Below are 24,859 nucleotides of genomic sequence, written 5' to 3'. Positions count from 1 at the left end.
GAGTCAGAGAGATAGGGTGTGGTTTTGCGCTGTCACCATGCGTTGAACATCCCGACATTCCATACCGCCTGATGAAAGCCGGCCATATACAGGCCACCCATGGCGCCCCAAGTCAGGCGAACGGTAATTGGATTGGCGGTGGGGTTGGCATACGGAGCCACGGCCATGGCGTTGTTGGAAACGGTGCCGCCAGCGCCTAGCTGTGTAATGACAAAACGAATGAGCAAACGCTCCAGATTGACTGCGGCACCATCAATCAATGCGTTGAACGCAGCAGGAGGGGCAGGCACTGCAATCACCGGAGCCGGGGCGACTCCAAATACTGGAGGGGTATTCTGGCAGGTGGTTGTCCCCCAAGTGACGCCGATTCTGGCCATTTCGGCTGGTAAAAAACCTGTCTCCGTTATGGTGGCCAGACGGGTGTTAAAGCGTGTCCCTATATCGTTGGCGATACCGATGTAGCGGTTGTTGGAGTTGGAATTGACAATAATGTAAGTTCCCGCCATACCAAACATCGCACCTGGCAAAAGTGCGTTGCCAAAACCTCCGCCGGGCACAGGGGGCGGCGCCATCCCTCCAAGATGCGCGGAGTTGTTCAAATTGAAATGTACGTTTCCCATTGTTCCTCCTGTCATTCAGTTTCTGTAAGTGGAGGTGGTTGGCTACGTCAGCAGTGCATATTTGTATGTGTTTTCCGCATGGCTGCTGGAGTAGTAATAAGTTGTTTTTCCGGACTCTGTTCTCGCAGTAACTCTTCGTCCAGAGGCACCGTTTATGTAGTACTCATGAACAACGACTCCACGACCTTTTGCACGCCCTGTTTCCGGGTCGGTGGAATGGACCGATTTGTTGGTGACACCAACGCCGACAGCTCCGGTCGTCATCAGAAGGTTGACGGGCGCGCGATCGGTGGCAGCAATACTGCCTCTGCTGACGGCAGCCTGATGCAGAGCAGAGTTTGCAGTGGGGCCGGTGATAAAAAACTGGCTGTACTTGTGGTCGGACTTTCCAGCTTCGCAATATTCCCCGAGTTTGGCGATGAGTGCGGTGTAGGTCAGGAAATTTCCACCTCCCGAGTTGCTGATTTTTGTGAGGTAGTAGGCATATTCTTTACTCCACTTATTGGTTGGGTCAACTTTGATCATGTTAATAACTTCGGAGGTTGTATATGAAACTGCTGCGATTTTTATCACGACTGATACGTCCTTGATTTCGAAAGCCAAATCCCTGGAGTGAGCAAGGGCGTTACTCCAACACCCACTCCGCCAGTTTCCCCGTCACTTGGGTCATCAACACATTCTCAACATCCCTCGCACCCGCCGCACTGCACTTGGCCAACACCGCCTGCACAATCCCTGCATCGAACTCAAACTGCTTCCCGGTCGCGGCCTTATACCGTCCGCGCAATTTCTCCAGCTTCGCCAACACAATCCCTTCCAGCGTCACCTCATCCAGCGGCCGATACGCCACCACCGTCATACGCGCCAGAAACGCTGGCCGAAACGCTTTCAGTAGCACTTTATGCAGCGCTTCATTGACCGCATCAGTGCCCAGGTGCGCGGTCGGTGTGTCGAGCAGCAACTCAGCCCCGACGTTGCTGGTGGCCAACATCACAGTGTTTTTGAAATCCACCACCAACCCGGTGCCGTCTTCCATGACGCCTTTGTCGAAGACGTTGTAAAAGGCTTCGAGCACATCCGGGTGAGCCTTTTCGATTTCATCCAACAACACCACCGAATAAGGTTTGCGCCGCACCGCTTCGGTGAGCACGCCACCGCTGCCGTAGCCGACGTAGCCGGGCGGGGCGCCTTTGAGTTGGCTGACGGTGTGGGCTTCCTGGTATTCCGAGAGGTTGATGCTGATCAGGTTGCGTTCGCCGCCGTAGAGCGCGTCGGCCAGGGCGTAGGCAGTCTCGGTTTTGCCCACGCCGGTGGGGCCGACCAGCAGGAATACGCCGACCGGTTTTTGCGGGTCGGTGAGGCCGGCGCGGTAGGCTTGCAGGCGTTGGGCGATGGTGTTCAGCGCGGTGCTTTGGCCCATGACCCGCTGGCCCATGCGCTGGCCGAGGGTGCGTACGGCGTGGGCTTCGTCGGCGAGCATCTTGCCCACCGGGATGCCGGTCCAGCCGGCGATCACGGCGGCCACGGTTTTGGCGTCGACCTGTTCCGGCACCAGTGGATCGTCTTGGCGAATGGCGTCCAGACCGGCCTCGAGTCGTACCAGTTCGGCGGCCAGATGATCGATGCGACTGTCGGTGGCTTCGTCCGGTTTGTCGTTGTCGGCGCGTTCGCTCAAGGTGAGTAGCTCGCGGCGGGTTTCCAGCAGTTCGCGCACGGCGATCCGCTCTTCGTTCCAGCGGATTTCCAGGTCGCGAATGGCTTGCACGTTACCGACGGATTCGGTTTCCAGCAGGGTGATGCGTTCACGGTGATCGAGCCCGGTGGCTTGTTCGCGACGCAGGCGTTCGACTTCGTCTTTGAGGCTTTGTTGGCGATGGCGCAGGCTTTCCAGCGGTGGCGGCACGTCGTGCTGGCCGAGGGCGACCCGGGCACAAGCGGTGTCGAGCACGCTGATAGCTTTGTCCGGCAACTGACGCCCGGAGATGTAGCGGTGGGACAGCTTCACTGCTTCGTGGATCGCCGCGTCCAGCACCTGCACACCATGATGCTGTTCCAGTTTCGCGGCCACGCCACGGAGCATTTCCACGGCAGTGGTTTCGTCCGGTTCCTCGACTTGCACCAGTTGAAAACGCCTCGCCAGTGCCGGGTCTTTCTCAAAGTATTTTTTGTACTCAAGCCACGTGGTGGCGGCGAGGGTGCGCAACTCGCCACGGGCCAGCGCCGGTTTGAGCAGGTTGGCCGCGTCGCTGCCGCCTTCCGCGCCGCCAGCGCCAATCAGGGTGTGGGCTTCGTCGATGAATAGAATGATCGGTTTGTCGGCGCTGCGTACCGCGTCGATCACACCTTTGAGCCGCTGCTCGAACTCGCCTTTAACCCCGGCACCGGCCTGCAACAACCCGAGGTCGAGTACCCGCAGGCTGACTTCCTGCAGCGACGGCGGTACATCGCCAGCGGCAATGCGCAGGGCCAGGCCTTCGACCACTGCCGTCTTGCCCACGCCCGGCGCGCCAACCAGAATGGGATTGTTCTGCCGACGCCTGAGCAGGATGTCGATGCACTGACGAATCTCGCCGTCGCGGCCGACGATGGGGTCGATGCGCCCGGCATGGGCGTCGGCGGTCAGGTCTTGGGTGAACTGATCGAGCACCGTATCCTGTTTCGGCTGCGGTTTGCCGGCATTAACAGGTCGTGTGCCGCCGACGTGTTCGCGTGAGTTTTCGGTCCACTCCAGCAGATTGCTGCGCAATGCTTCCCGGGGAATTTTCAACAGCGACGAGGCGCTGTTGAGCAGCAGGCTGCGGCGTTCATCGCGATCGAGCAAGGCCAGCAGCAGCAAGCCGGAACGGATGCTGTCGAGACCGAGCACACTGGCCTGAACCACCGCGTCTTCGAGCAGGCCGATGGTTTGCGCCGAGAGCGCCGGGGTGCGGGTGCTGCCGGATTTGAACAGTTCCAGGGCCTTGTTGATTTCCGCCGTGAGGGCATCGCGTTCCAGGCCAAAGCGCGGCAGCAGGTAGGCGAAATCACCGCCCTCGATGTCCAGCAGCTCAAGCAGCAGGTGCTCGATTTCGACGTAATGATGACCCCGTTGCAGGCAGCGTTGCGCGGCCCGTTCGAGGGCGCGGCGGTTGTCCGGGTTGAGGCGTCCGATCAGGCTGGCCAGTTCCATGTTCAGGTGATCTCCAGCTGACGAAGGCGGGTTTCGATCTGTTGCACGGCGAGGCTGGTCTGGCGTTGCAGGCCGCCGTTCCAACTGAGCAAGGGCGGTGTTTGGCGACCGAGTTTTATCGGACTGGCACCGCGTACCAACAGCACCAGCGTGCAATCCAGATCGGGGCCGAAATACAGCGCGCTGAGGCTGGCCAGTGCTGGATGGGATTCACCGTCCGGCAGAAATCGCGCCGCCTGCGCCGAGCTGAGCGGGCCGAGGGTCAGGCGGATGCCGGCGTGTTCATCCCAGACCCGGGTGCCGGCCACGGCGCTGCGGCCCAGTTGCAGATTGCGCCCACCCGGTTGCAGGCGGCTGCGACTGGCGGGTGGGATTTCCCGCCAGGCACCTTCATAGGCGCTGAGCGCGACCGGCAGTTCGAAGTGCTCGCGCACGATCGCGGCGAAGCCGGCGAGGGAGCGACGCCCGTCGGCAAACAGCGCGCTGCACGCCAGTACGGCGGAGTCGGGAACGGCCTGACGTTCCTGCAAGGCTTTGGGCAACAACCCGGTCAGCGCCCGCAGTTGCGCCTGCACCGGGGACGCGCCGGGGGCCGTGAAGCCGACGGCAATCCGGTGTTTGCGCATCACCTTGTACAGCAGGCTGAGCAAGCGATGCTGGAACAGATCGAGGAACTCGGCCGGTGCATGATCCTTGGCGCGGGCCCGTTGCTGCAGCCATTCCTGATAGGCGTAGGGCAGGGGGCCGTCGGGCCCGCCGAGGCCAAACACCGGGGTACTGAGTGTCGGTTGCTGGCCCGCTTCCTGGGTCAGGCTTTCGATTTCGCTGGCGGAAAAAAGCGGCGTCAACGGCCCGCGCAGACGCAGGGCTTCCGCTTGAGGCGCAGTGCCGCTGCCGAGGGATTCGGCTTGCGGGTGTTCGCGCTCCAGCAGCAGCAACGCCTGCAATAATTCGAACGCCTGCGGGTCGCGCCGCAGCTTCTGACTCAGGCTCAGAGGGACAGCGGCATGCCGGCTTGGGGTTGCCATGCCTTGACCTCCTTGTCTGACTGGACCAGGACCGTGCGCACAAAGCGATTGGCCGTGGCATAGAGGGAAAAGAACTGCGCCAGCACCGCTGAAAACAACACGGCGCTGCTGCCGACGAAATGCTGCGGATCGAGTTGCAACTGAACTTCCAGCCCATTGCGCCAGCCGCGCCACGCGTCTTCGCCGACATGGGCGATCACCCGCTCACAACCAAGGCCGAGCAAGCCTTCAATCTGTCGCAGGGCGCTGGCCTCGTCGCGCAGGTTGTGCAACTGGAGGATTTCCTTGAGGGCATCCAGCGCCTGCGGCCCTTCGACCAGTGACAAATGATTGAGGGTCAGTTGCGACACCAGCCGCCAACGTGATTCGCCATCCAGTCGCGGCAAACTCTGCGGGCTGGGTGGGTTGCGCAGGCGGGCCCAAGCCACTGGCCCCGGTCGTTCGAAGCCCAGTGGCGTTCCGGCCGGCAGGCTCTGGGCCAAGTGTCGGTTGGTGCACAGCAGTTCGGCGGTGAGGCTGTATTCGGTGGCCTCGGACAATGGATCGAGCCGGGTGTCCACCAGGCTCACCATCAGGTCGGTGCCCAGACGATTCGGGGTCATGCCGCTGACCCGTCGCGCGTGCCAGTAGCATTGCTTTTCACCGCCGATATGTTGGCTGCCGTAATAAGCAGGAACGCGCAACACACCCTGACTGGAACTGGCACGCATCGCGCGGATGCTGTGGATCTCGACGCTGTTTTCCCGGTGGCTGTCGGCGACCAGGCGGTACTCGCTGCGGGTGCCGTCCGGGCGCAGGGGCTCCGAAGTGCGTGGAAACAGATTGATCACCGGCGCACAGCCCAAGGCGAAGTCGCTGGCTTGAAGGTGCAGACGGTTGGCCGGGGCGCGGTCGAAGACGATGTACAGGTACAGCGTCTGGCTGTCGCTGGTGGCACCGGCCAGCGGGATATCGAAGAAATTGAATTTGTCCGGAAAGGCGAAATACTCGGCGAGCAGGCGCATGCCCGGGTGCACGCCGTCCTCGTCCGGCAACAGCACTTCGTCGCTGGCGAAACCGACGATATCTGGCAGCCCCGCCAGCACTTTCGGTACGCTGCCGACGGGGCCGGCCAGCACCTTCACGGCGTGGGCGCCGAGCAGGTCATACAGGCAGGCGTTGATCACCGGAGAGGCGGCCAGGTGCATGCGCAACTGTTTGATCGCCAACTCCGACCACTGGCTTTCACCGAGGCAACGCAGGCTCAGGCGCAGGGCCGAGCGTGCTTGCGCAACGCCGGTCAGCGCCTGGGCTTCGTCGCTGCCCAGTAGCAGCGCTTCATTGATTTCCACCGGCCACAATCGAACCGCGGCGCTGGTGCGAAAATGGATGCTTTCGCCTTTGCTGGTGGTGACGAACAGCGGCGTGTCTCTGGGCAACGGGTATCCGCCGGCGAGGTTGCCTTTGCTCGGGTCCGGCTCGAACTGCACGATCGCACAGGACGGTAACGGTCGCATCGCCAATGGGTAAAGGTGTTCGAGCAAGGCGTCGCTGAATTCGGCGTAGTCGTCGTCGAGCCGCCGTTGCAGGCGTGCCGCGAGCAAGGCGAAACCTTCGAGCAGTCGTTCGACATGCGGGTCGGGGCATTCACCGGGGGACAATTCCAGACGCCTGGCAACCTTGGGATAACGCTCGGCAAAAATGCTCCCGGCGTGTCGCAGCCAGGTCAGTTCGCGCTGGTAGTAATCGAGCAGTTGCGGGTCAATCGAGTCGCTCATGACGCACCTCAAGGCCATCGCTGGCCTTCTCGATGACAAATGCCACGGGCCAGTGCTGCTGGCCGCTGCGCAACTCGCCCAGTAGCCGAATGCTCAGTTGCTGCGGATGGCCGGGGACCGGATTGACCTGAACCTCGCCCAGTTGCAGGCGCGGTTCGAAATGGGTAATGGCCTCGCGGACTTCCCGCGCCAACTGACGACGGTCATCGCTGCGCTGCTGTTGCAAGGCGGTCCAGTCAGCGATGCCGTAGTCGAGAATGCTCGGTGGGGAGGTCAGTGGACGTTGGCCGCGTCGGGTGTTGAATAGGCGCAGCAACTCCGTGTGCACCGAGTCGAGCAGCCCCTGGCGATCGAACACCTGCACGGTGTCGACCTCGCTTGCGGCGAGGCGCTCGAACAACGGTGGGAGCATGCCGGTACCTGTCATGGCCGACGCGTCCGCTTACTTGGCTTTGATGAGTTTGTTGGCGGCCATGTCCCAGGTCGAGGCGGCCGTGCCTTCCTTGGTGCCGTCGTCTTTCTGTGCGGTGAGTTCCCATTTGATTTTGGTGAAGTTCAGCGACAGGGTTTCCACCGGTTTGCCACCGGTACCGCCACTGACGCTGACGTTGGACAGCACGACATTGGTCAGGGTGTAGATGATGAATGGCATCAGCTGACCGCTGCCTTCGGCGGCGTTACGGCCGATGGTGATTTTGGCTTCGGGGATCGGTTTGCCGGCGCAGCAATATTCGTTGAGGGATGGCGTCGAACTGTCGACGAATTTGGTCAGGGTGAACTCGCCGATGTGCGGCTTGCCGGAGGTCCGCTCCGAGTTGCTGACGTCGTTGGTCACCTGCATGGCCACGTTGTGGCTGTAGGACATGACTTCGATCTTGTCCTTGTAACCCTCGAGCAGGCTATCGCCTTTGATGTCGCCGCCGAGGTCGAGAATGATTGCATCCATCGCATGAAACTCCTGAAAGTAATCGTGCTAGATAAGCAGGGGGAATCCCGCCGGGTTGGCCGGCGGGAGGCAGGTCAGGCGGCTACCGGTGGCGGCAGGGTTGCGACCAGGCGGATCGACGCGGTCAGTTCTTCGAGCTGGAAGTGCGGCCGCAGGAACACCGTGGCCTTGTAGGCACCCGGTTTGCCGGCGACCTCGGTCACATCCACCCGGGCTTCACGCAACGGGTACTGCGCCTTGATCTCTTGCGGCGCGTTGTCGTTGATCAGCACGTAGTCGGCGATCCAGTTGTTGAGGTAGGTCTGCACGTTGTCGCGGGTCATGAAGCTGCCGACCTTGTCGCGCATGATTACCTTCAGATAGTGCGCAAAACGCGAGGCTGCGAGCACGTACGGCAACATCGCCGAAATTCGCGCGTTGGCGTTCGCCTCATTGGTGTTGTAGAGCTTGGATTTGTTGGTGGTCTGGCCACCGAAGAACACCGCCACGTCGCTGTTTTTCTTGTGGCACAGGGCGATGAAACCGAGGTCGTTGAGCTCTTTCTCACGCCGGTCGGTGATCGCCACTTCGGTCGGGCATTTGAGCGACAGATCACCAGAGGTAGTACGGAAGGTATGGGCCGGCAGGCCTTCTACCGCGCCACCACCTTCGGCACCGCGAATCGCCGCGCACCAGCCGTACTTGGCGAAGGCTTCGGTGATTCGTTGCGACAAGGCCCACGCGGCATTGCCCCACAGGTATTTTCCGTGGTCGCTGCCATTGACGTCTTCGACGTAGTTGATGCCTTCCACCGGCGACGTGTCAGGACCATAGGGCAGACGCAGCAGGAAGTGCGGCAGCACCAGCGACACATAACGCGAGTCTTCGCTTTCGCGGAACGAGCGCCACTTGATCAGCTCCTGGCTTTCGAAGACTTTCGACAGGTCACGTGGCACCGCCAGTTCGGTGAAGCTGTTCATGTCGAACAGCCGAGGGCTGGCGGCAGCAATGAACGGCGCGTGAGCAGCCGCGGCGACGTTCGAGAGTTTCTCCAGCAGGCCGATGTCCTGCGGGTGCCGGCCGAAGGTGTAGTCACCCACCAGCAGGCTGAACGGGTGGCCGCCGAAGGTGCCGTATTCCTCTTCGTAGATCTTCTTGAACAGCGCGCTCTGGTCGAACTCGACAGCTTTTTCCAGATCGTTCTGCAGCTCTTTCTGGGTCACATTGAGCAAACGCAGTTTCAACCGGGTGCTGGTTTCGGTGTTCTGCACCAGCATGTGCAGGCCGCGCCAGGAGGCTTCGAGTTTCTGCAGGTCTGGGTGGTGCAACACTTCGTTGAGTTGAGCGCTGATCAGTTCGTCTATCTGACTGATGCGGTCGTTGATCATCGCCACGGTGTCCTTGTCGATGGCCATGCCTTCGTCAAGTACCTGGGTAGCAAATTCCGCGAGCATGTCGCGGGCGTAATCTTGCTGGCTGTCGTCATGGGCCATGCGGCCTTTGGCGATTATTTCATCGAGCAGGGACAAGGTCTGGGCTGTGCTGTCGCTGGCTTGGCTCTGGGCGGCGGATGAGGCGGGCATGGCGAATTCTCCCTAAGTGGATGGACGATCAGGCCTGCGGTTCGGCCGGTACTTCTGCATCGCCTGCGGGGGCGGCGGCGGTTTCCGGGCGGGCCGACTTGATCTCTTGCAGGCCCTCGGTGTTGGCGATGACGTCGCGCAACAGCTTGTCCAGATCATCGTTGCCGTCGAGCTTGGTCAGCAGATCGCGCAGACGCTGACGGGCTTCGAACAGACGCCGCAGCGGAGTGACTTGCTCGACCACCTTGACCGGATCAAAGTCATCGATGTGTTTGAAGTTGAGCTCGATGTTGAGTTTGCTGTCGTCGCCGCTGAGGGTGTTGGTGACCTGCAAGGTGGCGCGTGGGCCGATCGAGGCGAGGACTTCGTTGAAGTTGTCGCGGTCGATTTCGGTGAAGCGCCGTTCATTCAGTTTCGGGAGTGGCTCGAGAGGTTTGCCGGAGAGGTCGGCAAGAATGCCGACGACCAATGGCAATTCTTTCTTCTCGATTGCGTTGCCGATTTCGACGTCGTAGGTGATTTGCACCCGGGGCGGGCGAACCCTGTCGAGCTTGTGCTGAGTACTTTCTGCCATGGTGGCTGACTCCGATGCATGAGGCGGGTGCAATGCATCGGGAGGCCCGTTTCATCGCATTCCCTTACTGGACCGTAGGTTAGAAAGGGAGGGCAGAGGACCTGTCATTCCTTTGACGAACCTTCCACATTCGTCGTGCCGACCGAACTACCCAAGACGCTAGAACAGGTCTATAAAAAAGCAAACAAAAAGCAATTTTGGACCGTGTCGAGAAAAGGAAAATTCATTTTGTACGCACGTTTATTTTCTTTGGTTCTAATCCTGTCACTCGCCGGGTGTTCGTTGTTCGGGCCTCGTGTCGACCTCGATAACCTGACGCTGGACGTCGCGCCTCGCGCCAACGATGACACGCCGATTGCGGTGGACTTCATTGCGGTGAACGACGCGGACCTGCTCAAGCAGTTGTCGGGCATCACCGCCCGGCAATGGTTCGCCGAACGCGAGCAGTTCCAGCGCGACTACCGACAGCTGATGACGGTCTGGGGACTGGAGCTGGTGCCCGGTCAATTCATCGACAAACAACCCTTCCCGCTGGGGGGCCAGCGGGCGGCTGGACTTTTAGTCTTCGCCAGCTATAACACTCCCGGAGCACACCGGTTACGGCTGGACGATCAGAGCAACGCTTGGCTCAAGTTCGACAGTCGCGAGATGACGCTGGTCAGCGATCACCCGAACTGAACACCTGTAGGAGCCAGGCTTGCCGGCGAAGGGGTCCTTGAGAGCGCCTTCGCCGGCAAACTTGGCTCCTACAAAAGCGGTTCACTCGCTTAACTGACAGAGTTAGGCCCCACCAGAGGTCGAAGGGAATCGTATGAGTCTGCTACCTGACGCGGTTTGCTGGCATGAGGGCATGCAGTTATTGCCCCAGCATTTTCAGTTGCAAGGGCTGCGGGCCGAGGCGCTGGTGGCGCATTTTGCCCAGGCCTGTAATCCGTGGTTCTGGGGCGTGACTCGCGTCGAGTTCGATCCCTCGGCATTGAGCGCCGGGCTGGTACGACTGATCAATCTACAGGCGACCTTGCCGGACGGTTTGCCGATCAATCTGCAGGCCGGTGTCGGGCCGATGCTGGAGCTCGACGTCAGTGAAGCGATCGACGCCACGGACAACGCCACCGTCACCGTTTACCTGGCGATCAGTCCGCTGTGGCGCGCCGGGCAATTGCTGCCGCTCAAGGGTCGATTGCAATCGGTGGTCGGCGATGCGTTGCCGGACCTCACGAGCGGCGAGTACCCCGAATCGATCACGGTCTGGCGTCCGAACCCACGTTTGTGTACGCAGTTGAACAAGGCGGATTCCGTCTGCCTGCCGCTGCTGAGAATTCGCAAGGAGGGCGGTGGCTTTCTTCAATTGCCTTACACACCGCCGACGCCGTGCCTGTTGCCTGAGTCGGTAGTGGGTCGGCGCGTGGCGGGGCTGTGTGCCAGGGCGCGGGAGAAGTGCATGTTCCTCGCCGGTCGTTTGCGTCAGGCGCAGCAGGCCGGCAATCAAGACGACGCGATGGAAATTCGCCGTCAGTTGACGGCGCTCTGGGCGCGGCTGCCGGAAGTCGAAGGCCTGCTGAACAGTCGGGTGGCGACACCTCAGGCGCTGTATGGATTGCTGCTCGGATTGGCCGGCGCCTGGTCGGCGCTCGATCCATTGGCCGGTGTTCCGGCGTTCGCTCCTTTGGATTTTCTTGAATTGCAGCGCGGCTATGAAGCGGTGCTCGACTGGCTTGAAAAGACCCTGGAACTGATCCGCGCCGGTTACCGCAGCCTGGCGTTCGAACGCAGTGAACAGACCTTCTCGATTCAATTGCCCGATGACCAGCCGAGCCAACGGCTGGTCATCGGTTTGCGCATGCCCAACGGTGCCAGCGAGCAGGCCGCTAGCGAATGGTTGCGCGGGGCGATCATTGCGTCGCAGCCGCACATCGCACTGCTCAGTCGCCAGCGCATGAGCGGTTTGTCCCATCAGGCCATGAGTCGCAATGAACAAGTGGCCTACAGCGTTGGCGACGATACGCGGTTGTTTGTGGTGACGGCCGAAGGCCAATGGTTCGACGGGCAGTTGCCGTTGCTGATTGCCGCACCGGCTTCCAGGCTGGCCAGCAGTCCATGGCAAGTGGTGTTGTTTGTGGCCCAGGCGAGTGAAAGTGCTTGATCAAGGAAGGAACGTCATATGTCTGAGGGCAATGTCGGGACAGGTACACGAGGCCTCCACGAAGCGCCGCTGAGCAGTGCTTTTCGTCAGGCCTGGCAGCAATGGTCCCAGGACTGGAACCAGTTGCCCAAGGACAGCGAAGACGAAGCGCTGGTGGATGCGGTGGTCGAACTGTCCACGCAAATCTCCCAACGACTGTGGCGAACCGCATTCGCCAAAGTCGGTGACGCCGCCACCGAGCAAGTCAAGGCGCTGGTCTATGCCTTTGTCGCGCTGGTCGATGAAACCTTGCTGTTTACGCCGTGGCCCGGCCAATCGGCCTGGCAGGAAAAACCTTTGGAATCGCGGCTGTACGCCAGCCGTCAGGCCGGTGAGCGGATACCGCTGGCGATCAAGGAATTGCTGGACGAGCAAATCCCCACCACTCGCGATCTGGCCAATGTCTATTTGCAGTGTCTGGTGCTGGGGTTTCAGGGACGCCTGCGCGGCGAACAGAATCAGACCCAGCATGAAAAATGGCGCCTGGCGCTGTTCACCTTTGCCTGGCAGCACGAGGCGGATTATGCCGACGTCAGTGCCCGGCTCGAACAGCCTTCGGCGGTGCCGCCGATGCAATTGCCGGTGCGTCTTTCGTTGCCCGACGGTTTTCGCCTGGGCCTGGGGATTCTCGCCATGGTCCTGCTGCTGACCGGGCTGGGGCAGTTGTTCTGGCGTGACATTCGTCTGGAGCTCGAACCGGTCTTGCAGATGACCGATTCCGTGACCGCCTCGGAGCAAGACTCATGAGCACGCTGGGGATTATCGGCCTCATCATCGCTGTGCTGTTGGTGCTGGCGATTGTCGGGGTGGCGGTCTGGTGGTTGCGCACGCAAAGCGGTGCGGCGATTCGCAGTTTTTACCTGGCGGTGCGGCACATGGAGCAGGAGCAGGGCGCCCAGGACCGATACCAGATTCCATGGCTGCTGATGCTCGGCAACGAAACCCAGGGCACGCAGTTGTGTACTCAGTGGCGTTTGCAGCCCACCGACAAACCGGCCTGGTTCGGTCGCTGGTGGTCGGACCCTGAAGGTGCGGTGCTGGTGGTGCCTCAGGCGCTGTTTTTGCCGGATGAAGGCATGCACTTGCAACGCGGCGGTTGGTGGCGCTTGCTGGGATTGATCCTGCGCTTGCGCAGTCAACGTCCGCTGGACGGAGTGATCTGGACGGTGCCGGTCAGCCGGCTGGGCAACGTCGAGCAAGCCACGACTCTCGGGTTGGCGGCGCGTCGACGCTTCATCGATCTGCTGCAACGGTTCGGGCTGAGCCTGCCGGTGTACGTGGTCATTACCGGCATGGAAGAGTTGCCGGGCTTTCAGGAATTGATCACCGCGCTGCCGGTCGAGGCTCGCGAACGCACATTGGGCTGGTCTTCGCCCCACGGGACCGATGCGGTCTGGCAGGCGCAATGGAGCGATCAGGCGCTGGATCAAGTTACTCGGGCCTTGGCGGAATCGATCATCGAAATCGGCGCCTTGTCCGGGCAGTTGAGCAGCGAGCTGTATGGCTTGCCGGAACGATTCGAAGCTATGCGGCGCCATCTGCAATCTTTGCTGGAACCAGTCTTCCAGGGCAATGCTCAAGGCGAGGCGCCGCGTTTTCGCGGTATTTATTTCACTGCCAATCAGCCCTCGGAAGACAGCGTCGACGGATTCTCTGCCTACGACACCGGGTTGCAGCAGAGCGCCTTCGCCCGGCAATTGTGGCAGCGGCGGGTGGTCGCCGAGCGCGGTCTGGCCCAGGTGGTGCCGCGTCTGTTACGCCTGCGTCAGCGCTGGCAACGCGTGACCGGCGGGGTGGCGCTGGTGGTTGCGTTGGTCTGGGGCGCGGGCATGCTGTGGGTCTGGCAGGATTCGGTCAAGGAGGCCCATGAACTGTCGCGGCTGCTGCAAGGGGCGCAGAAAAACTACGCGGCGGTCACCGATGAATCTCATCGGCTGGAGTCGACCCGGCGCAACGTCCAGAGCTTCTGGCGAGTGCTGGAAAAGGCGCCGGGCTGGAGCTTCACCTCAGTGGTATTTCCGACTTCCTGGTTCTCTTCGCTGGATGCGCAGCTGGCAAGCGAGTTGCGCCTGACTGCCCACAGCCATTTGATGCTGCCGTTGCGTGATCTGTTGAGCGCGGAACTGGCGCAACTCAAGACCATTCGCAACACCGAACGCCGGGGCAACGTCGAAAGCGAAGATCCAGCCCAATGGCAAAACTACGTCAAGGCCAAGGATCTGGTGGAGCGCGCGGTGAATCTGGAACAGCAGAACCAGTGGTTCAATCAGGCGCTGAACAACCCCAAGGCTCCCCTCGAAGATCTGGTGTTGCTGAGTAACAACGCGTTGTCGCTGAACCTCAACGTTGGCACGTTGCACCGCGCCGGTTTTTACAACCGGGCGTTGTTCGATGCTGATGGCAGCGACTTGCGACCGCTGGATCTGACCGTCGAGCGCCCGGTGATCGAGGAAAATTTCCTCGGCCTCATGGAGCGCTGGCTGGACCAGTATTTCCTGGCCGACAATTTCGTGCGCCAGGCCGGTTATCTCAAGCTGCATCTGGAACGGCTGGAAGCCGGCAGTGGCAACTCCCTCACCGAGCTCGAAGATTTGCGAGCACTGGTCGATGATCTGCAAACCGTGATCGGCTTGACCAATTCGGCGTGGGGCCGCGGCAAAGGGCAGGATCTGGTACCTGGTTATCGCGAGTTGCTGGACAACGTGCGCAAAAGCGCCTTGCTCGGACCGCAACTGGAACAACAGTTGGAAATGCAGGCGGCCAAGCTGCAGCAGAGCTTTCGCGATCAATGGATCGTCCAGGCCGGCTCCCGGGATAATTTATTGATTCAGCAAGGCAGCGGGCAACTGGTCTTGCAGGAACATGTGGTGCAGCTCAACAACGCGGTACAGGCGTTGTTCAAGCGTGACTTTGTGGCCATCGCCTTACACGCGGATCGCTCCGAAGCCCCGAATGGGCAAGGGCAGGGCGTTGATGGCGACGACCTCGACAGTGCGCTGAACTATTTCGCCAGCTACAAAAGTTACGCCGCCGAAGAGTTGCCACGCATTCCTCCGGTGTATCGCGGTGCCTTGCTGCAAGCGGCCGAAGGCGCAGTGGTCAAGGCCATGTTGTCGAGCCTGCGTGAGCACAATGCTCAGGTCCATAGCGGCGTTTTCAATGTGCAGGCCTCCCAGGCGATTGCCTTGCAGAAAGCCTTTATCGAGGTGCGTCGCAGTGATCTGGCCACGCGTTTGCAAACTGCCTTGAACCGCCGCGCCTTGGCCGAAATCGTCAGCGGCCTCGACGAAATCGTCGCCCAGCCGCTGTTCAGCGGGCGTACCGAAATCAGCCAGTGGGACGGCTCGAAGAACCTCGGCCTGCACCTGTATGGCGCCAACGACGTGCAGGATTTGAAACTGAGCCTCAAGCAGCAATTCAACACCATGCTCGGCATCACCGAGCGCCGCACATCGGCGCTGGAATGGCTGAAAGTCCAGCAACAGAACCTCTCGGCGCTGGATTATGAACGCGTGACGCAGTTCAATGCGCTCAACGACGAACTGCTCAAGTACAAGGAGCAGAACCCCGCCAGTTCGCCGGCGCAGATAGAGCAGTTGGTGAGCCGCGACTTCATCGAAATGGACGCCACGTCCTGTGGCCAGATTCTGCAAACCGCCAACCTGTCTGGCGGGCGCGGAACACTGGCGTTGCGGGCGGTGGATCTGCAACAAACCGCCATGCAACGCTGCCAGTTCCTGCAACAGCAACAGGCCGCGGCAGCGTGGAACGACCTGGCCAATTATTTCAATCAGTACCTGGCGGAGCGCTTTCCGTTTGCCAATGGCCTTCAAGCCGCCGACGCCGATCCAGCTCGAGTCCAGCATCTGCTGGAACTGATCGACAAGCGTTTGCCGGTGGCACAGGCCGGACTACTGCTGAGCCAGACCCCGGAACGCCTGGCCGCCGAAGACTTTCTCAATCGTCTGAAGCAAGCCAGCACCTGGCTGGGCCCGATGTTTGTACGCGACAAGAGCGGTGTGTTGGGGCTGGAGATGGACGTGCGCTGGCGCACCGATCGAGAGGAAGAGCGCGGCGCCGATCAGGTGATTGCCTGGGGCTTGAATGCCGGCAATCAACAGCTCAGCTACCCCGGTGAGGCCCAGCCGAACCTGCGCTGGATGGTCGGTCAACCGGTCCGTCTGACCTTGCGTTGGGCTCGAAATGGCTACCAGCGTCCGGCCAACGATCCGTTACAGCCGAGCCTGGTGGTGCGAGATCTGGAAGCCGGCTGGGAGTACAGCGGTCCGTGGTCGTTATTGCGCTTGATGCGCTCGCACGTGTCGGTGCAGCGCCAGCCGAACATGGATTACACGGACTTTCCGTTGACCTTGCGCCTGCCCGTGACGACGCAGGCCAGCACCACCACCGCCGAGCAAACCCTGATGTTTGTGCGCTTGTCGTTGATGACCCAGGGCTCGAAATTGCCGCTGTCCATTCAGCCCTTGCCAACTCGGGCCCCACGCTCACCGTTCATGGTGACGAGATCGACCGCGGGCATTGAAACCCATGACATCGAATCCCAAAAGGAGGGCCTGTGAATCAACCTTCAACGCCGTTGCCGGAACTGATTACCCAACTGCTCGGACCGATCAGCCTGGAGGCCCCCTGTGGCCAGGACCTGCGTTATGAGCCTGAGTTCGACCGGTTGCGCGAACTGCGCCGTGAGGACGACACCAGTTTGCCCACGGGGGTGTGGCAGGCGTCGATCAAGCGCGGCCAATGGCCGGAACTGGAAAAACTGACCACCAGCCTGCTGCTCGAACGCAGCAAGGATTTGATGCTCAGCGCCTGGCTGGGTGAGGCCTGGTTGCATCAGGACGGACTCGAAGGTTTGCCGGGCAGCCTGGCGCTGGTGGCCGGGTTATGCGAGCGCTATCCCGAGCACCTGCACCCCCAGGCTGAGGACGGCGATCAGTCATGGCGGGTGATACCGCTCGAATGGCTGGCTCGACGCTACGCTGAAGTGCTGCTGACCCGAGTGCCGCTGTTCGAGCCGCGCAACAATGAATTCGATAGTTTCTGTCTGGATGCCTGGCGTCGGTTACAGCTGCAACAGGTACAGGCCAGCGACAGTAAAACGGCCAAGACCTCGGCCGAGAACGCGCGCAACGAACAGAAGAAACTCACCGAACAGATTCGCGCCACCCCGTTGTCATTCTGGTTGCGCAGCCAGGGCACGCTGCTGCTCAGCCAGCAGCACCTGCAACGCCTGGAGGTATGGAGCGACGCTTATCTCGGCAATCAGGCCCCAGGGTTCAAAGCGCTGCAGGATGTGATCGAAGCGTTGTTGACGCTGGTTCAGGAGTTCATCGCCATGCATCCACGAAAACCAACCCCGGCGCCTGTCGAAACGCCTGCGGTAGCGGCATCGAGCCCGGCCGCCGTGCCGGACATCACCCCGACGCCCCAGACGTTCAGTGAGCCGGCGAATCGTGAGGAGGCGTACCGGCAATTGCTGTTGATCGCCGAGTACCTGGCACGCACCGAACCCCACAGCCCGGTTCCCTATTTGATCAAACGGGGCGTGGAGTGGGGCAACAAGCCTCTGAGCGAGCTGCTTGGGGAGCTAATCAGCGCCGATGCCGAATCCCGGCGACTGTGGACGCTGTTGGGCGTCCTTTAGTGATTGTGCAGGGTGGCTGCCGTTGGCGGCGGTAAAGCAATCGGGGTCAGGACCGGTTGACCGGAAAAAAACGCCGTCAGGTTTTTGCCGACCAGTTCCACGGTGCCTTGGGTGGCCTCCGGGGACAAGCCGGCGACATGCGGGGTCAGAATCACGTTGGCCAGTCCCTTGAAGGCGTCCGGCACCTGGGGTTCGTTATCGAAGACATCCAGCGCGGCACCGGCGATCCGTCGCTGTTCCAGCGCGCTGATCAAGTCTGCCGTGACGATCACACTGGCCCGTGCGATGTTGACGATGAAGCCTTGGGGGCCCAAGGCGTCGAGTACCTGCCTGTTGATCAAGTGCTGGGTGCCGAGCCCGCCGGGTGCGGCAACGATCAGGAAATCCGAGTGGCGCGCCAGTTCGGTCGGTGTCGAGCAGAAGCTATAGGGCACGTCGCTGCGATGCTGACGATTGTGATAACTCACGCTCATGTCGAAGCCGTTGGCCGCACGTTTGGCGATAGCGATGCCGACGGCACCCAGGCCGAGGATGCCCAGGCGTTTGCCCGCCAGGGAAGGGCGCATGATTTTCGGCCACTCGCCCCGACGCACGGCAGCATCGGCCCGAGGAATATCGCGCACCAGCGCCAGCAGCAACGCCATGGCGTGGTCGGCGACGGAAGAGGCATTGACGCCGGCCCCGTTGGTGACGGTGATACCGTGGTCGGCGGCGGCTTGCAGGTCGACGTGCTCGTAGCCGGCGCCGATCACGCAGATGATTTTGAGATTGGGCAGGGCGGCAATTTCATTGGCGTGCAGGCCCAATGGACCGCGCGTCAGCACCGCATCGATCTGACTGCCCTGTCGGGCAATGGCGGCGGCGCGCTCGGCCGGGGTCGGGGCCAGGATCAGATGAAACCCCTGGCGTTCGAGGATCGGCAGGTATTCATTGATGGTTTCAACCAGTACCAGAACAGTTGCGGTCATGCTGGGCTCCTGTGGGGCAGCGGAATGTCGGGGGCTCGAACGTCGCTTCAGATTGCTGATTCCAGAGCGGTTTGGCAATGGCCAGGGTTTTTGGCTCCCGGTGTCGGAGCTGGCGAAGCCTGCGATCCTTCTAATGACAACACTAGATCAGTGCGAGGCAGATGGTGGGAGTTTGTCCACGATCCCGTAGGAGCGAGGCTTGCCCGCGAAGAACGATAACGCGGTATTCCTGATGGACCGAGGCGACTGGTTCGCGGGCAAGCCTCGCTCCTACAGGAGAACGCAGGCACCAGCTGCATCTGATCCGCATAACCATTCCTCAGCTAAGCCTTTGCTTCTGTTGATTAATCCCGGACAATCGCGCCCCTGTTTCGGCCAGGGCGCTGCCTGTCGGGTTTTCCGACTCGTCCTGACCGGGTGGCAAGTGACCGGAAAGCGGAGATCCGACCCGATGAATGATCAGGCCAATAGCGTCGACGAACGCTATGTAGCGGCAACACCAGCGAGCCTAGAAAGCTGGAATCGCCATGACACCACCTGGATGCTGGGCCTGTTTGGCACGGCAATCGGGGCCGGTACCCTGTTTTTGCCGATCAACGCGGGGCTGGGCGGTTTCTGGCCGCTGCTGATCCTGGCAGTGCTGGCATTCCCCATGACGTTTTACGCCCACCGTGGCCTGACCCGTTTTGTGTTGTCCGGCCGCGAAGGCGCCGACATCACTGAGGTGGTGGAAGAACATTTCGGCATCAAGGCCGGCGCGTTGATCACTTTGTTGTACTTCTTCGCGATCTTCCCGATCCTGCTGATCTACAGCGTGGCCCTGACCAACACGGTGGGCAGTTTCCTCGAACATCAACTGCACATCATGCCGCCACCGCGCGCCGTGCTGTCGTTCGTATTGATTCTCGGCCTGCTGGCCGTGGTGCGTTGCGGTGAGCAGGCGATCGTCAAGGCCATGAGCCTGATGGTGTATCCGTTTATCGTCGCGCTGCTGTTCCTGGCGGTGTTCCTGGTTCCGCACTGGAATGGCGGCATCCTCAGCACCGCAACCACATTGCCGGAGTCGTCGGCGCTGCTGCACACCCTGTGGCTGGCGATTCCGGTGATGGTGTTCTCGTTCAACCATTCGCCGATCATCTCGGCGTTCGCGGTGGATCAGAAGCGTCGCTACGGCGCGCATGCCGAAGAGCGCAGCTCGCAGATCCTGTCCCGCGCCCACATCTTGATGGTGGTGATGGTGCTGTTCTTCGTCTTCAGCTGCGTGCTGACCCTGTCGCCGGCACAACTGGCGGAAGCCAAGGCGCAGAACCTGTCGATCTTGTCGTACCTGGCCAACCACTTCAGCAACCCGACCATCGCCTTCGCGGCGCCGTTGATTGCTTTCGTGGCCATTTCCAAGTCGTTCCTCGGCCACTACATCGGTGCTAGCGAAGGTTTGAAGGGCCTGATCGTCAAGAGCGGCAAACGCCCGGCACCGAAGACGCTGGACCGCATGACTGCGGCGTTCATGCTGGTGGTCTGCTGGATCGTTGCCACGCTGAACCCGAGCATTCTCGGCATGATCGAAACCCTCGGTGGCCCGATCATCGCGGCGATCCTGTTCCTGATGCCGATGTACGCGATCCGCAAGGTTCCGGCGATGGCGCGCTTTCGTGGTCAAGCCTCTAACGTCTTCGTGACGGCGGTGGGCCTGGTGGCGATTTCGGCGTTGATCTACTCCCTGACTGCTTGAGTGCCAATCTTCCGGGCACTCTGAATACCCTGTGGGAGCGTGGCTTGCCCGCGATGAACGATAACGCGGTCTTCCTGAAGGCAAAAAAAAACGCCGCTCATCTCACGATGGGCGGCGTTTTTTATTGCGTTGTAACGTTAGGCTTGAACGACCGGGATGTTGGCGTTCGCAGCAGCTTCACGGAACTCGGCGATCTGGTCGAAGGACAGGTAGCGGTAAACATCGGCCGCCATGCTGTCGATCTTGCCAGCGTATTCCATGTACTCCTCGACGGTCGGCAGGCGACCCAGGATGGACGCAACGGACGCCAGCTCGGCCGAAGCCAGGTAGACGTTCGCGCCGTCACCCAGACGGTTCGGGAAGTTACGGGTCGATGTCGACACAACAGTCGAGTTCGGCTCTACACGTGCCTGGTTACCCATGCACAGCGAGCAGCCTGGCATTTCCATGCGTGCGCCGGCCTTGCCGTAGATGCCGTAGTAGCCTTCTTCGGTCAGCTGGTGAGCGTCCATTTTGGTCGGCGGCGACAGCCACAGACGGGTTGGCAGCTGACCTTTGACCTGTTCCAGCAACTTGCCGGCAGCGCGGAAGTGACCGATGTTGGTCATGCACGAACCGATGAACACTTCGTCGATCTTCTCGCCAGCAACGCTGGACAGCAGACGGGCGTCGTCCGGATCGTTTGGCGCGCAGAGCACAGGCTCTTTGATGTCGGCCAGGTCGATTTCGATGATTTCAGCGTATTCGGCGTCAGCATCGGCAACCATCAACTCAGGGTTGGCGATCCAGGCTTCCATCGCTTGAGCACGACGTTCCAGGGTACGCACATCACCGTAGCCTTCACCGATCATCCAGCGCAGCAGGGTGATGTTGGAGCTCAGGTATTCGGTGATCGACTCTTTCGACAGCTTGATGGTGCAACCGGCAGCCGAACGTTCGGCCGAGGCGTCGGACAGCTCGAAAGCCTGTTCGATGCTCAGGTTGTCCAGGCCTTCGATTTCCAGGATGCGGCCGGAGAAGGCGTTCTTCTTGCCTTTCTTCTCGACGGTCAGCAGGCCAGCCTGAATCGCGAAGTAAGGAATGGCGTGAACCAGGTCACGCAGAGTGACGCCCGGTTGCATTTTGCCTTTGAAGCGCACCAGGATCGATTCCGGCATGTCCAGCGGCATCACGCCAGTGGCAGCGGCGAATGCGACCAGACCGGAACCGGCCGGGAACGAAATGCCCATCGGGAAACGGGTGTGTGAGTCACCACCGGTACCGACGGTGTCCGGCAGCAGCATGCGGTTCAGCCAGCTGTGGATGATGCCGTCGCCCGGACGCAGGGAAACGCCGCCGCGGGTCATGATGAAGTCAGGCAGGGTGTGGTGGGTGGTCACGTCGATCGGCTTTGGATAAGCCGCGGTGTGGCAGAACGACTGCATCACCAGATCAGCGGAGAAGCCCAGGCACGCCAGGTCTTTCAGTTCGTCACGGGTCATTGGACCGGTGGTGTCCTGAGAACCCACGGTGGTCATCTTCGGTTCGCAGTAGGTGCCTGGACGCACACCGGCTACGCCGCATGCCTTGCCGACCATTTTCTGCGCCAGGGTGAAACCCTTGGTGCTTTCGATCGGGGCATCCGGTTTCTTGAACAGGTCGAACGCTGGCAGACCCAGTTCGGCGCGAGCCTTGTCGGTCAGGCCACGGCCGATGATCAGCGGAATACGACCGCCGGCACGGACTTCGTCCAACAGCACAGGGGTCTTCATTTCGAAGGTGGTGATGACTTCGTCGGTACCGTGCTTGCAGACTTTGCCAGCGTGCGGGTACAGGTCGATCACGTCGCCCATGTTGATGTTGGTCACATCAAATTCGATTGGCAGAGCGCCGGCATCTTCCATGGTGTTGTAGAAGATTGGAGCGATCTTGCTGCCGAAGCAGAAGCCGCCAGCGCGCTTGTTCGGCACGAAAGGAACGTCGTCGCCGAAGAACCACAGCACCGAGTTGGTGGCCGATTTACGCGACGAACCGGTACCGACCACGTCACCGACGTAGGCGATCGGGAAGCCGCTGTTGCGCATTTCTTCGATCTGCTTCATCGGACCGATGGAGCCTTGCACGTCCGGCACGATGCCGTCGCGAGCCATTTTCAGCATGGCCAGGGCGTGCAGCGGGATGTCCGGGCGGGACCAGGCATCAGGAGCAGGGGACAGGTCGTCGGTGTTGGTTTCGCCAGTCACCTTGAACACGCGCAGGCTGATCTTGTCGGCCAGCACAGGGCGGTTCTTGAACCACTCGCCGTCGGCCCAGGATTGCAGCACGCCTTTGGCGTGAACGTTGCCGTTCTTGGCGCGTTCAGCGACGTCGTGGAAGGCATCGAACATCAGCAGGGTGTGCTTGAGTTCTTCGGCGGCGACTGGTGCCAGTTCGGCGTCGTCCAGCAGATTGACCAGCGTCACGATGTTGTAGCCACCCTGCATGGTGCCGAGCAGTTCAACAGCGCGTTTCTTGTCGATCAGAGGGGATTTGGCTTCGCCTTTGGCGAGGGCAGAGAGGAAACCGGCCTTTACATAGGCAGCTTCGTCCACGCCTGGCGGAACGCGATTGGTGATCAGGTCAACGAGGAAGGCTTCTTCGCCAGCCGGGGGATTCTTCAGCAGCTCGACCAGGCCTGCAGTTTGTTCGGCGTTAAGCGGCTGGGGAACGATACCCAGTGCTGCACGCTCTTCGATATGTTTGCGGTAGGCTTCAAGCACAGTTATTACCCTCATCAGTGGTCCCAAATGGGTGTCCGGGACGCTCATCCCGAAATGGCCGTACTCATGCGCTGCGTGGCGTTGTGGGCCGCTTAGCCAGAATTACCGGCAATTCCTTACAGAAGCTGCTTTCAAAGTTTTACGCCTGCAGAACGGGGAGCTGATGAGGGTTGGCGTCAGGTTTTTCACCGCTGAAAAACCCTTCGCCAACACCGCTCTGAAGGAACGACTGTGCTCGTGACGCTTTGAAAACAGCTTCTAACGGACATTGGCGCCTTAAAAGGCTGGCTGATTCTACGGCAAAAAAAAAATAAACGTAAGTTAGCCCCTGAACTTTGAGGGGTGATGATTCTTAGACAAAGGGCTAACATGCCGACCTGTTCTGCTTTCCCGTGTTTTGCCTACCTATGCCCAATCAGACCATCAAGACCCCTTGCGTCGGCCTCTGCTCCACTGTTTACGGTGATTTGGTGTGCCGTGGCTGCAAGCGTTTCCACCATGAAGTGATTCACTGGAACGGTTACAACGAGGAAGAAAAACGCGCGGTGTGGCTGCGTCTTGAGCAACTGTTGTCGCAGGTGATGGCCAGCAAGGTAGAGATTTTCGATCCTGCGTTGCTGCGTCTGCAGCTGGAGCAGCGCAAGATCCGTTTTGTGCCGCATCAGTCGGAGTATTGCTGGGCATACCAGCTGATCGCCCGTGGTGCGCGGGTCATCAACAATCTGGAAGCCTACGGGATGGTGCTGCTGCCGGAGTTTCGCGACTGGAACCTGCCGGAACTGCGCGATGCCATTGATCGGGAATTTTTCCTGCTGTCTGAGGCGCATTACCAGCGCTACATTGCGCCGGGGTTTCTCAAGGATGCCTTTGGCGGTTAAATCTTAAAAGCTTCGCGAGCAAGCCCGCTCCCACATTGGATCTGTGTCGTTCACAAATTTCATGACCAATGGAGATCCCATGTGGGAGCGGGCTTGCTCGCGAAGGCTATTTATCTGACGCCGAAAATCTCAATGCTGGGTCACGATCTCCTCCAGATGATCCATGACCGTATCCGGCTTGAGCACCAACACATCGCTTTCCAGCGCATCCAGCACCACTTCCGCCGTATTACCGATCAACGCCCCGGACAATCCGGTCCGCGCCACGGTGCCGATCACCGTCACCGATGCCCCCAATTTATGGGCCATGTACGGAATCAACACATCCGCCGGACCTTCCTCGATATGCAAGTGGTCATCATCAATGTCGAATTCGGCCTGGAACGCCTTGCACTGCTCGCGGTAACTGGCCTCGATGGTTTCTTTTAGTTGAAACGTCGGGTCGGCCGCCGACAGCATCGGCGACGGGTGAGCGCTGATCACGTGTAAATGGGCCTTGGCCAGACTGGCGATGTCGTAGCCATGATCGATGATGCTGGCATGCAAGGTGCGGTGTTCGCCGTCGATATTGCCGACATCGATGGCCGCCAGGATCACGCCGCCGGTCCAGGGTTTCGAGGTTTTCACCAGTAACACTGGAGTAGGGCAGGAGCGCAGTAGTTTCCAGTCCGCCGGGGTCAGCAGGGCCTTTTTCAACGCACTGTCGGGGAAGTGCTGCTTGATCACCAGCCCGCAGCCTTCGGCTTGCTGCACATCGACGATGGTTTCTTGCAGGCTTTCGTTCCAGGCCTGTTCGGTGGTGACGCTGTAACCATCCTCCAACAGCGCTGCCTTGAGCACGCCCAGCATGCCGGCGTGGTCATGCTTTTTATCGCAGACCAGCAGGTGCAAATGGGCCTGGGTCACGCCAGCGATCAGTTTGGCCCGTTTGAGCGCCAGGCTCTCCGAATGTTCGGGTTCGATGACCACCAGAATGCTGCGAATGGCTTGCATGATCGGAATCTCCCTGGAAGGTAAAAAACACTGCGTTGGACAACTAT

19 protein-coding genes are annotated in these 24,859 nt (G+C 60.5%); 7 read left to right on the top strand and 12 right to left on the bottom strand.

Translation table 11 applies throughout. From position 1 onward, the window contains the following. Positions 1-32: 32 nt before the first annotated feature. The 9 genes from TU81_RS09155 to tssB all read right to left on the bottom strand — a co-directional run bounded on the left by TU81_RS09155 (position 33) and on the right by tssB (position 9,656). Positions 33-620 (bottom strand): GIY-YIG nuclease family protein, encoded by a 588-nt coding sequence (locus tag TU81_RS09155; protein ID WP_048394612.1) that lies wholly within the window; start codon positions 618-620, stop codon positions 33-35. Between the two features lie 42 nt (positions 621-662). Beyond that, on the bottom strand, positions 663-1,145 hold the full coding sequence (locus tag TU81_RS09150) for a hypothetical protein (RefSeq protein ID WP_151152228.1): 483 nt from the start codon (positions 1,143-1,145) through the stop codon (positions 663-665). A gap of 100 nt (positions 1,146-1,245) precedes the next feature. Continuing rightward, complete coding sequence (gene tssH, locus TU81_RS09145; protein ID WP_048394609.1) at positions 1,246-3,789, bottom strand: type VI secretion system ATPase TssH; 2,544 nt, start codon at positions 3,787-3,789, stop codon at positions 1,246-1,248. A 2-nt stretch (positions 3,790-3,791) separates the two neighbouring features. Further along, a complete protein-coding gene (gene tssG / locus TU81_RS09140; protein WP_048394607.1) occupies positions 3,792-4,817 on the bottom strand; it encodes a type VI secretion system baseplate subunit TssG in 1,026 nt (341 codons plus the stop codon). Then, positions 4,781-6,574: a type VI secretion system baseplate subunit TssF gene (tssF, locus tag TU81_RS09135; protein ID WP_048394605.1), complete on the bottom strand. Its 1,794-nt coding sequence runs from the start codon at positions 6,572-6,574 to the stop codon at positions 4,781-4,783. The genes tssG and tssF overlap by 37 nt, the downstream gene beginning before the upstream one ends. Beyond that, the gene (tssE, locus tag TU81_RS09130) at positions 6,558-7,001 is read right to left on the bottom strand and encodes a type VI secretion system baseplate subunit TssE (protein WP_038984148.1); all 444 of its coding nucleotides are present in this window, start codon (positions 6,999-7,001) and stop codon (positions 6,558-6,560) included. The genes tssF and tssE overlap by 17 nt, the downstream gene beginning before the upstream one ends. A 15-nt stretch (positions 7,002-7,016) precedes the next feature. Further along, positions 7,017-7,520: an Hcp family type VI secretion system effector gene (locus TU81_RS09125; RefSeq protein WP_038984147.1), complete on the bottom strand. Its 504-nt coding sequence runs from the start codon at positions 7,518-7,520 to the stop codon at positions 7,017-7,019. 74 nt (positions 7,521-7,594) lie between these two features. After that, positions 7,595-9,082 carry a type VI secretion system contractile sheath large subunit gene (tssC, locus tag TU81_RS09120; RefSeq protein WP_038984146.1) on the bottom strand — a complete coding sequence of 496 codons (1,488 nt, stop codon included), beginning with the start codon at positions 9,080-9,082 and terminating at the stop codon, positions 7,595-7,597. 28 nt (positions 9,083-9,110) lie between these two features. Beyond that, positions 9,111-9,656, bottom strand: a complete 546-nt coding sequence (gene tssB / locus TU81_RS09115) for a type VI secretion system contractile sheath small subunit (protein WP_048394603.1) — start codon at positions 9,654-9,656, stop codon at positions 9,111-9,113. 228 nt (positions 9,657-9,884) lie between these two features. Between tssB and TU81_RS09110 the strand changes: the two genes are divergently transcribed. The 5 genes from TU81_RS09110 (at position 9,885) to tssA (ending at position 17,503) form a co-directional block, all read left to right on the top strand. After that, entirely contained in the window at positions 9,885-10,334 is a 450-nt protein-coding gene (locus TU81_RS09110) for a hypothetical protein (RefSeq protein WP_038984144.1), read from the top strand. Between the two features lie 133 nt (positions 10,335-10,467). Next, positions 10,468-11,799: a type VI secretion system baseplate subunit TssK gene (gene tssK, locus TU81_RS09105; RefSeq protein ID WP_048394601.1), complete on the top strand. Its 1,332-nt coding sequence runs from the start codon at positions 10,468-10,470 to the stop codon at positions 11,797-11,799. Between the two features lie 18 nt (positions 11,800-11,817). Continuing rightward, positions 11,818-12,585, top strand: a complete 768-nt coding sequence (locus TU81_RS09100) for a DotU family type IV/VI secretion system protein (RefSeq protein WP_038984142.1) — start codon at positions 11,818-11,820, stop codon at positions 12,583-12,585. After that, positions 12,582-16,418 (top strand): type VI secretion system protein, encoded by a 3,837-nt coding sequence (locus TU81_RS09095; RefSeq protein ID WP_048394599.1) that lies wholly within the window; start codon positions 12,582-12,584, stop codon positions 16,416-16,418. The genes TU81_RS09100 and TU81_RS09095 overlap by 4 nt, the downstream gene beginning before the upstream one ends. Next, positions 16,415-17,503, top strand: a complete 1,089-nt coding sequence (gene tssA, locus TU81_RS09090) for a type VI secretion system protein TssA (protein WP_048394597.1) — start codon at positions 16,415-16,417, stop codon at positions 17,501-17,503. The genes TU81_RS09095 and tssA overlap by 4 nt, the downstream gene beginning before the upstream one ends. Here tssA and TU81_RS09085 read toward each other — a convergent pair. Continuing rightward, entirely contained in the window at positions 17,500-18,471 is a 972-nt protein-coding gene (locus tag TU81_RS09085; protein ID WP_048394596.1) for a 2-hydroxyacid dehydrogenase, read from the bottom strand. The genes tssA and TU81_RS09085 overlap by 4 nt on opposite strands. Before the next feature lie 451 nt (positions 18,472-18,922). Here TU81_RS09085 and TU81_RS09080 point away from each other — a divergent pair, with 451 nt between their 5' ends. Then, positions 18,923-20,203 carry a serine/threonine transporter gene (locus TU81_RS09080; protein WP_048394594.1) on the top strand — a complete coding sequence of 427 codons (1,281 nt, stop codon included), beginning with the start codon at positions 18,923-18,925 and terminating at the stop codon, positions 20,201-20,203. Positions 20,204-20,340: 137 nt separating this feature from the next. On the opposite strand, the gene acnB is transcribed toward TU81_RS09080, so the two are convergent. Beyond that, positions 20,341-22,941 carry a bifunctional aconitate hydratase 2/2-methylisocitrate dehydratase gene (gene acnB, locus TU81_RS09075; protein ID WP_048394592.1) on the bottom strand — a complete coding sequence of 867 codons (2,601 nt, stop codon included), beginning with the start codon at positions 22,939-22,941 and terminating at the stop codon, positions 20,341-20,343. A gap of 407 nt (positions 22,942-23,348) precedes the next feature. On the opposite strand from acnB, the gene TU81_RS09070 reads away from it, so the two are divergent. Next, complete coding sequence (locus TU81_RS09070) at positions 23,349-23,819, top strand: DUF1289 domain-containing protein (protein WP_048394589.1); 471 nt, start codon at positions 23,349-23,351, stop codon at positions 23,817-23,819. A gap of 129 nt (positions 23,820-23,948) precedes the next feature. On the opposite strand, the gene TU81_RS09065 is transcribed toward TU81_RS09070, so the two are convergent. Continuing rightward, on the bottom strand, positions 23,949-24,812 hold the full coding sequence (locus TU81_RS09065; RefSeq protein ID WP_048394587.1) for a universal stress protein: 864 nt from the start codon (positions 24,810-24,812) through the stop codon (positions 23,949-23,951). Positions 24,813-24,859: the final 47 nt, after the last annotated feature.

Source organism: Pseudomonas lini, assembly GCF_001042905.1.
GTDB classification, from domain to species: Bacteria; Pseudomonadota; Gammaproteobacteria; order Pseudomonadales; family Pseudomonadaceae; genus Aquipseudomonas; species Aquipseudomonas lini.
This window is presented reverse-complemented; position numbering and strand designations above follow the sequence as displayed.

What these genes read in the sequence shown, in the direction of transcription:
- TU81_RS09155 (WP_048394612.1), bottom strand. Translation starts at nt 620, where the DNA reads ATGGGAAACGTACATTTCAATTTGAACAACTCCGCGCATCTTGGAGGG.
- TU81_RS09150 (WP_151152228.1), bottom strand. Translation starts at nt 1,145, where the DNA reads ATGATCAAAGTTGACCCAACCAATAAGTGGAGTAAAGAATATGCCTAC.
- tssH (WP_048394609.1), bottom strand. Translation starts at nt 3,789, where the DNA reads ATGGAACTGGCCAGCCTGATCGGACGCCTCAACCCGGACAACCGCCGC.
- tssG (WP_048394607.1), bottom strand. Translation starts at nt 4,817, where the DNA reads ATGGCAACCCCAAGCCGGCATGCCGCTGTCCCTCTGAGCCTGAGTCAG.
- tssF (WP_048394605.1), bottom strand. Translation starts at nt 6,574, where the DNA reads ATGAGCGACTCGATTGACCCGCAACTGCTCGATTACTACCAGCGCGAA.
- tssE (WP_038984148.1), bottom strand. Translation starts at nt 7,001, where the DNA reads ATGACAGGTACCGGCATGCTCCCACCGTTGTTCGAGCGCCTCGCCGCA.
- TU81_RS09125 (WP_038984147.1), bottom strand. Translation starts at nt 7,520, where the DNA reads ATGGATGCAATCATTCTCGACCTCGGCGGCGACATCAAAGGCGATAGC.
- tssC (WP_038984146.1), bottom strand. Translation starts at nt 9,082, where the DNA reads ATGCCCGCCTCATCCGCCGCCCAGAGCCAAGCCAGCGACAGCACAGCC.
- tssB (WP_048394603.1), bottom strand. Translation starts at nt 9,656, where the DNA reads ATGGCAGAAAGTACTCAGCACAAGCTCGACAGGGTTCGCCCGCCCCGG.
- tssK (WP_048394601.1), top strand. Translation starts at nt 10,468, where the DNA reads ATGAGTCTGCTACCTGACGCGGTTTGCTGGCATGAGGGCATGCAGTTA.
- TU81_RS09100 (WP_038984142.1), top strand. Translation starts at nt 11,818, where the DNA reads ATGTCTGAGGGCAATGTCGGGACAGGTACACGAGGCCTCCACGAAGCG.
- TU81_RS09095 (WP_048394599.1), top strand. Translation starts at nt 12,582, where the DNA reads ATGAGCACGCTGGGGATTATCGGCCTCATCATCGCTGTGCTGTTGGTG.
- TU81_RS09085 (WP_048394596.1), bottom strand. Translation starts at nt 18,471, where the DNA reads ATGACCGCAACTGTTCTGGTACTGGTTGAAACCATCAATGAATACCTG.
- TU81_RS09080 (WP_048394594.1), top strand. Translation starts at nt 18,923, where the DNA reads ATGAATGATCAGGCCAATAGCGTCGACGAACGCTATGTAGCGGCAACA.
- TU81_RS09070 (WP_048394589.1), top strand. Translation starts at nt 23,349, where the DNA reads ATGCCCAATCAGACCATCAAGACCCCTTGCGTCGGCCTCTGCTCCACT.
- TU81_RS09065 (WP_048394587.1), bottom strand. Translation starts at nt 24,812, where the DNA reads ATGCAAGCCATTCGCAGCATTCTGGTGGTCATCGAACCCGAACATTCG.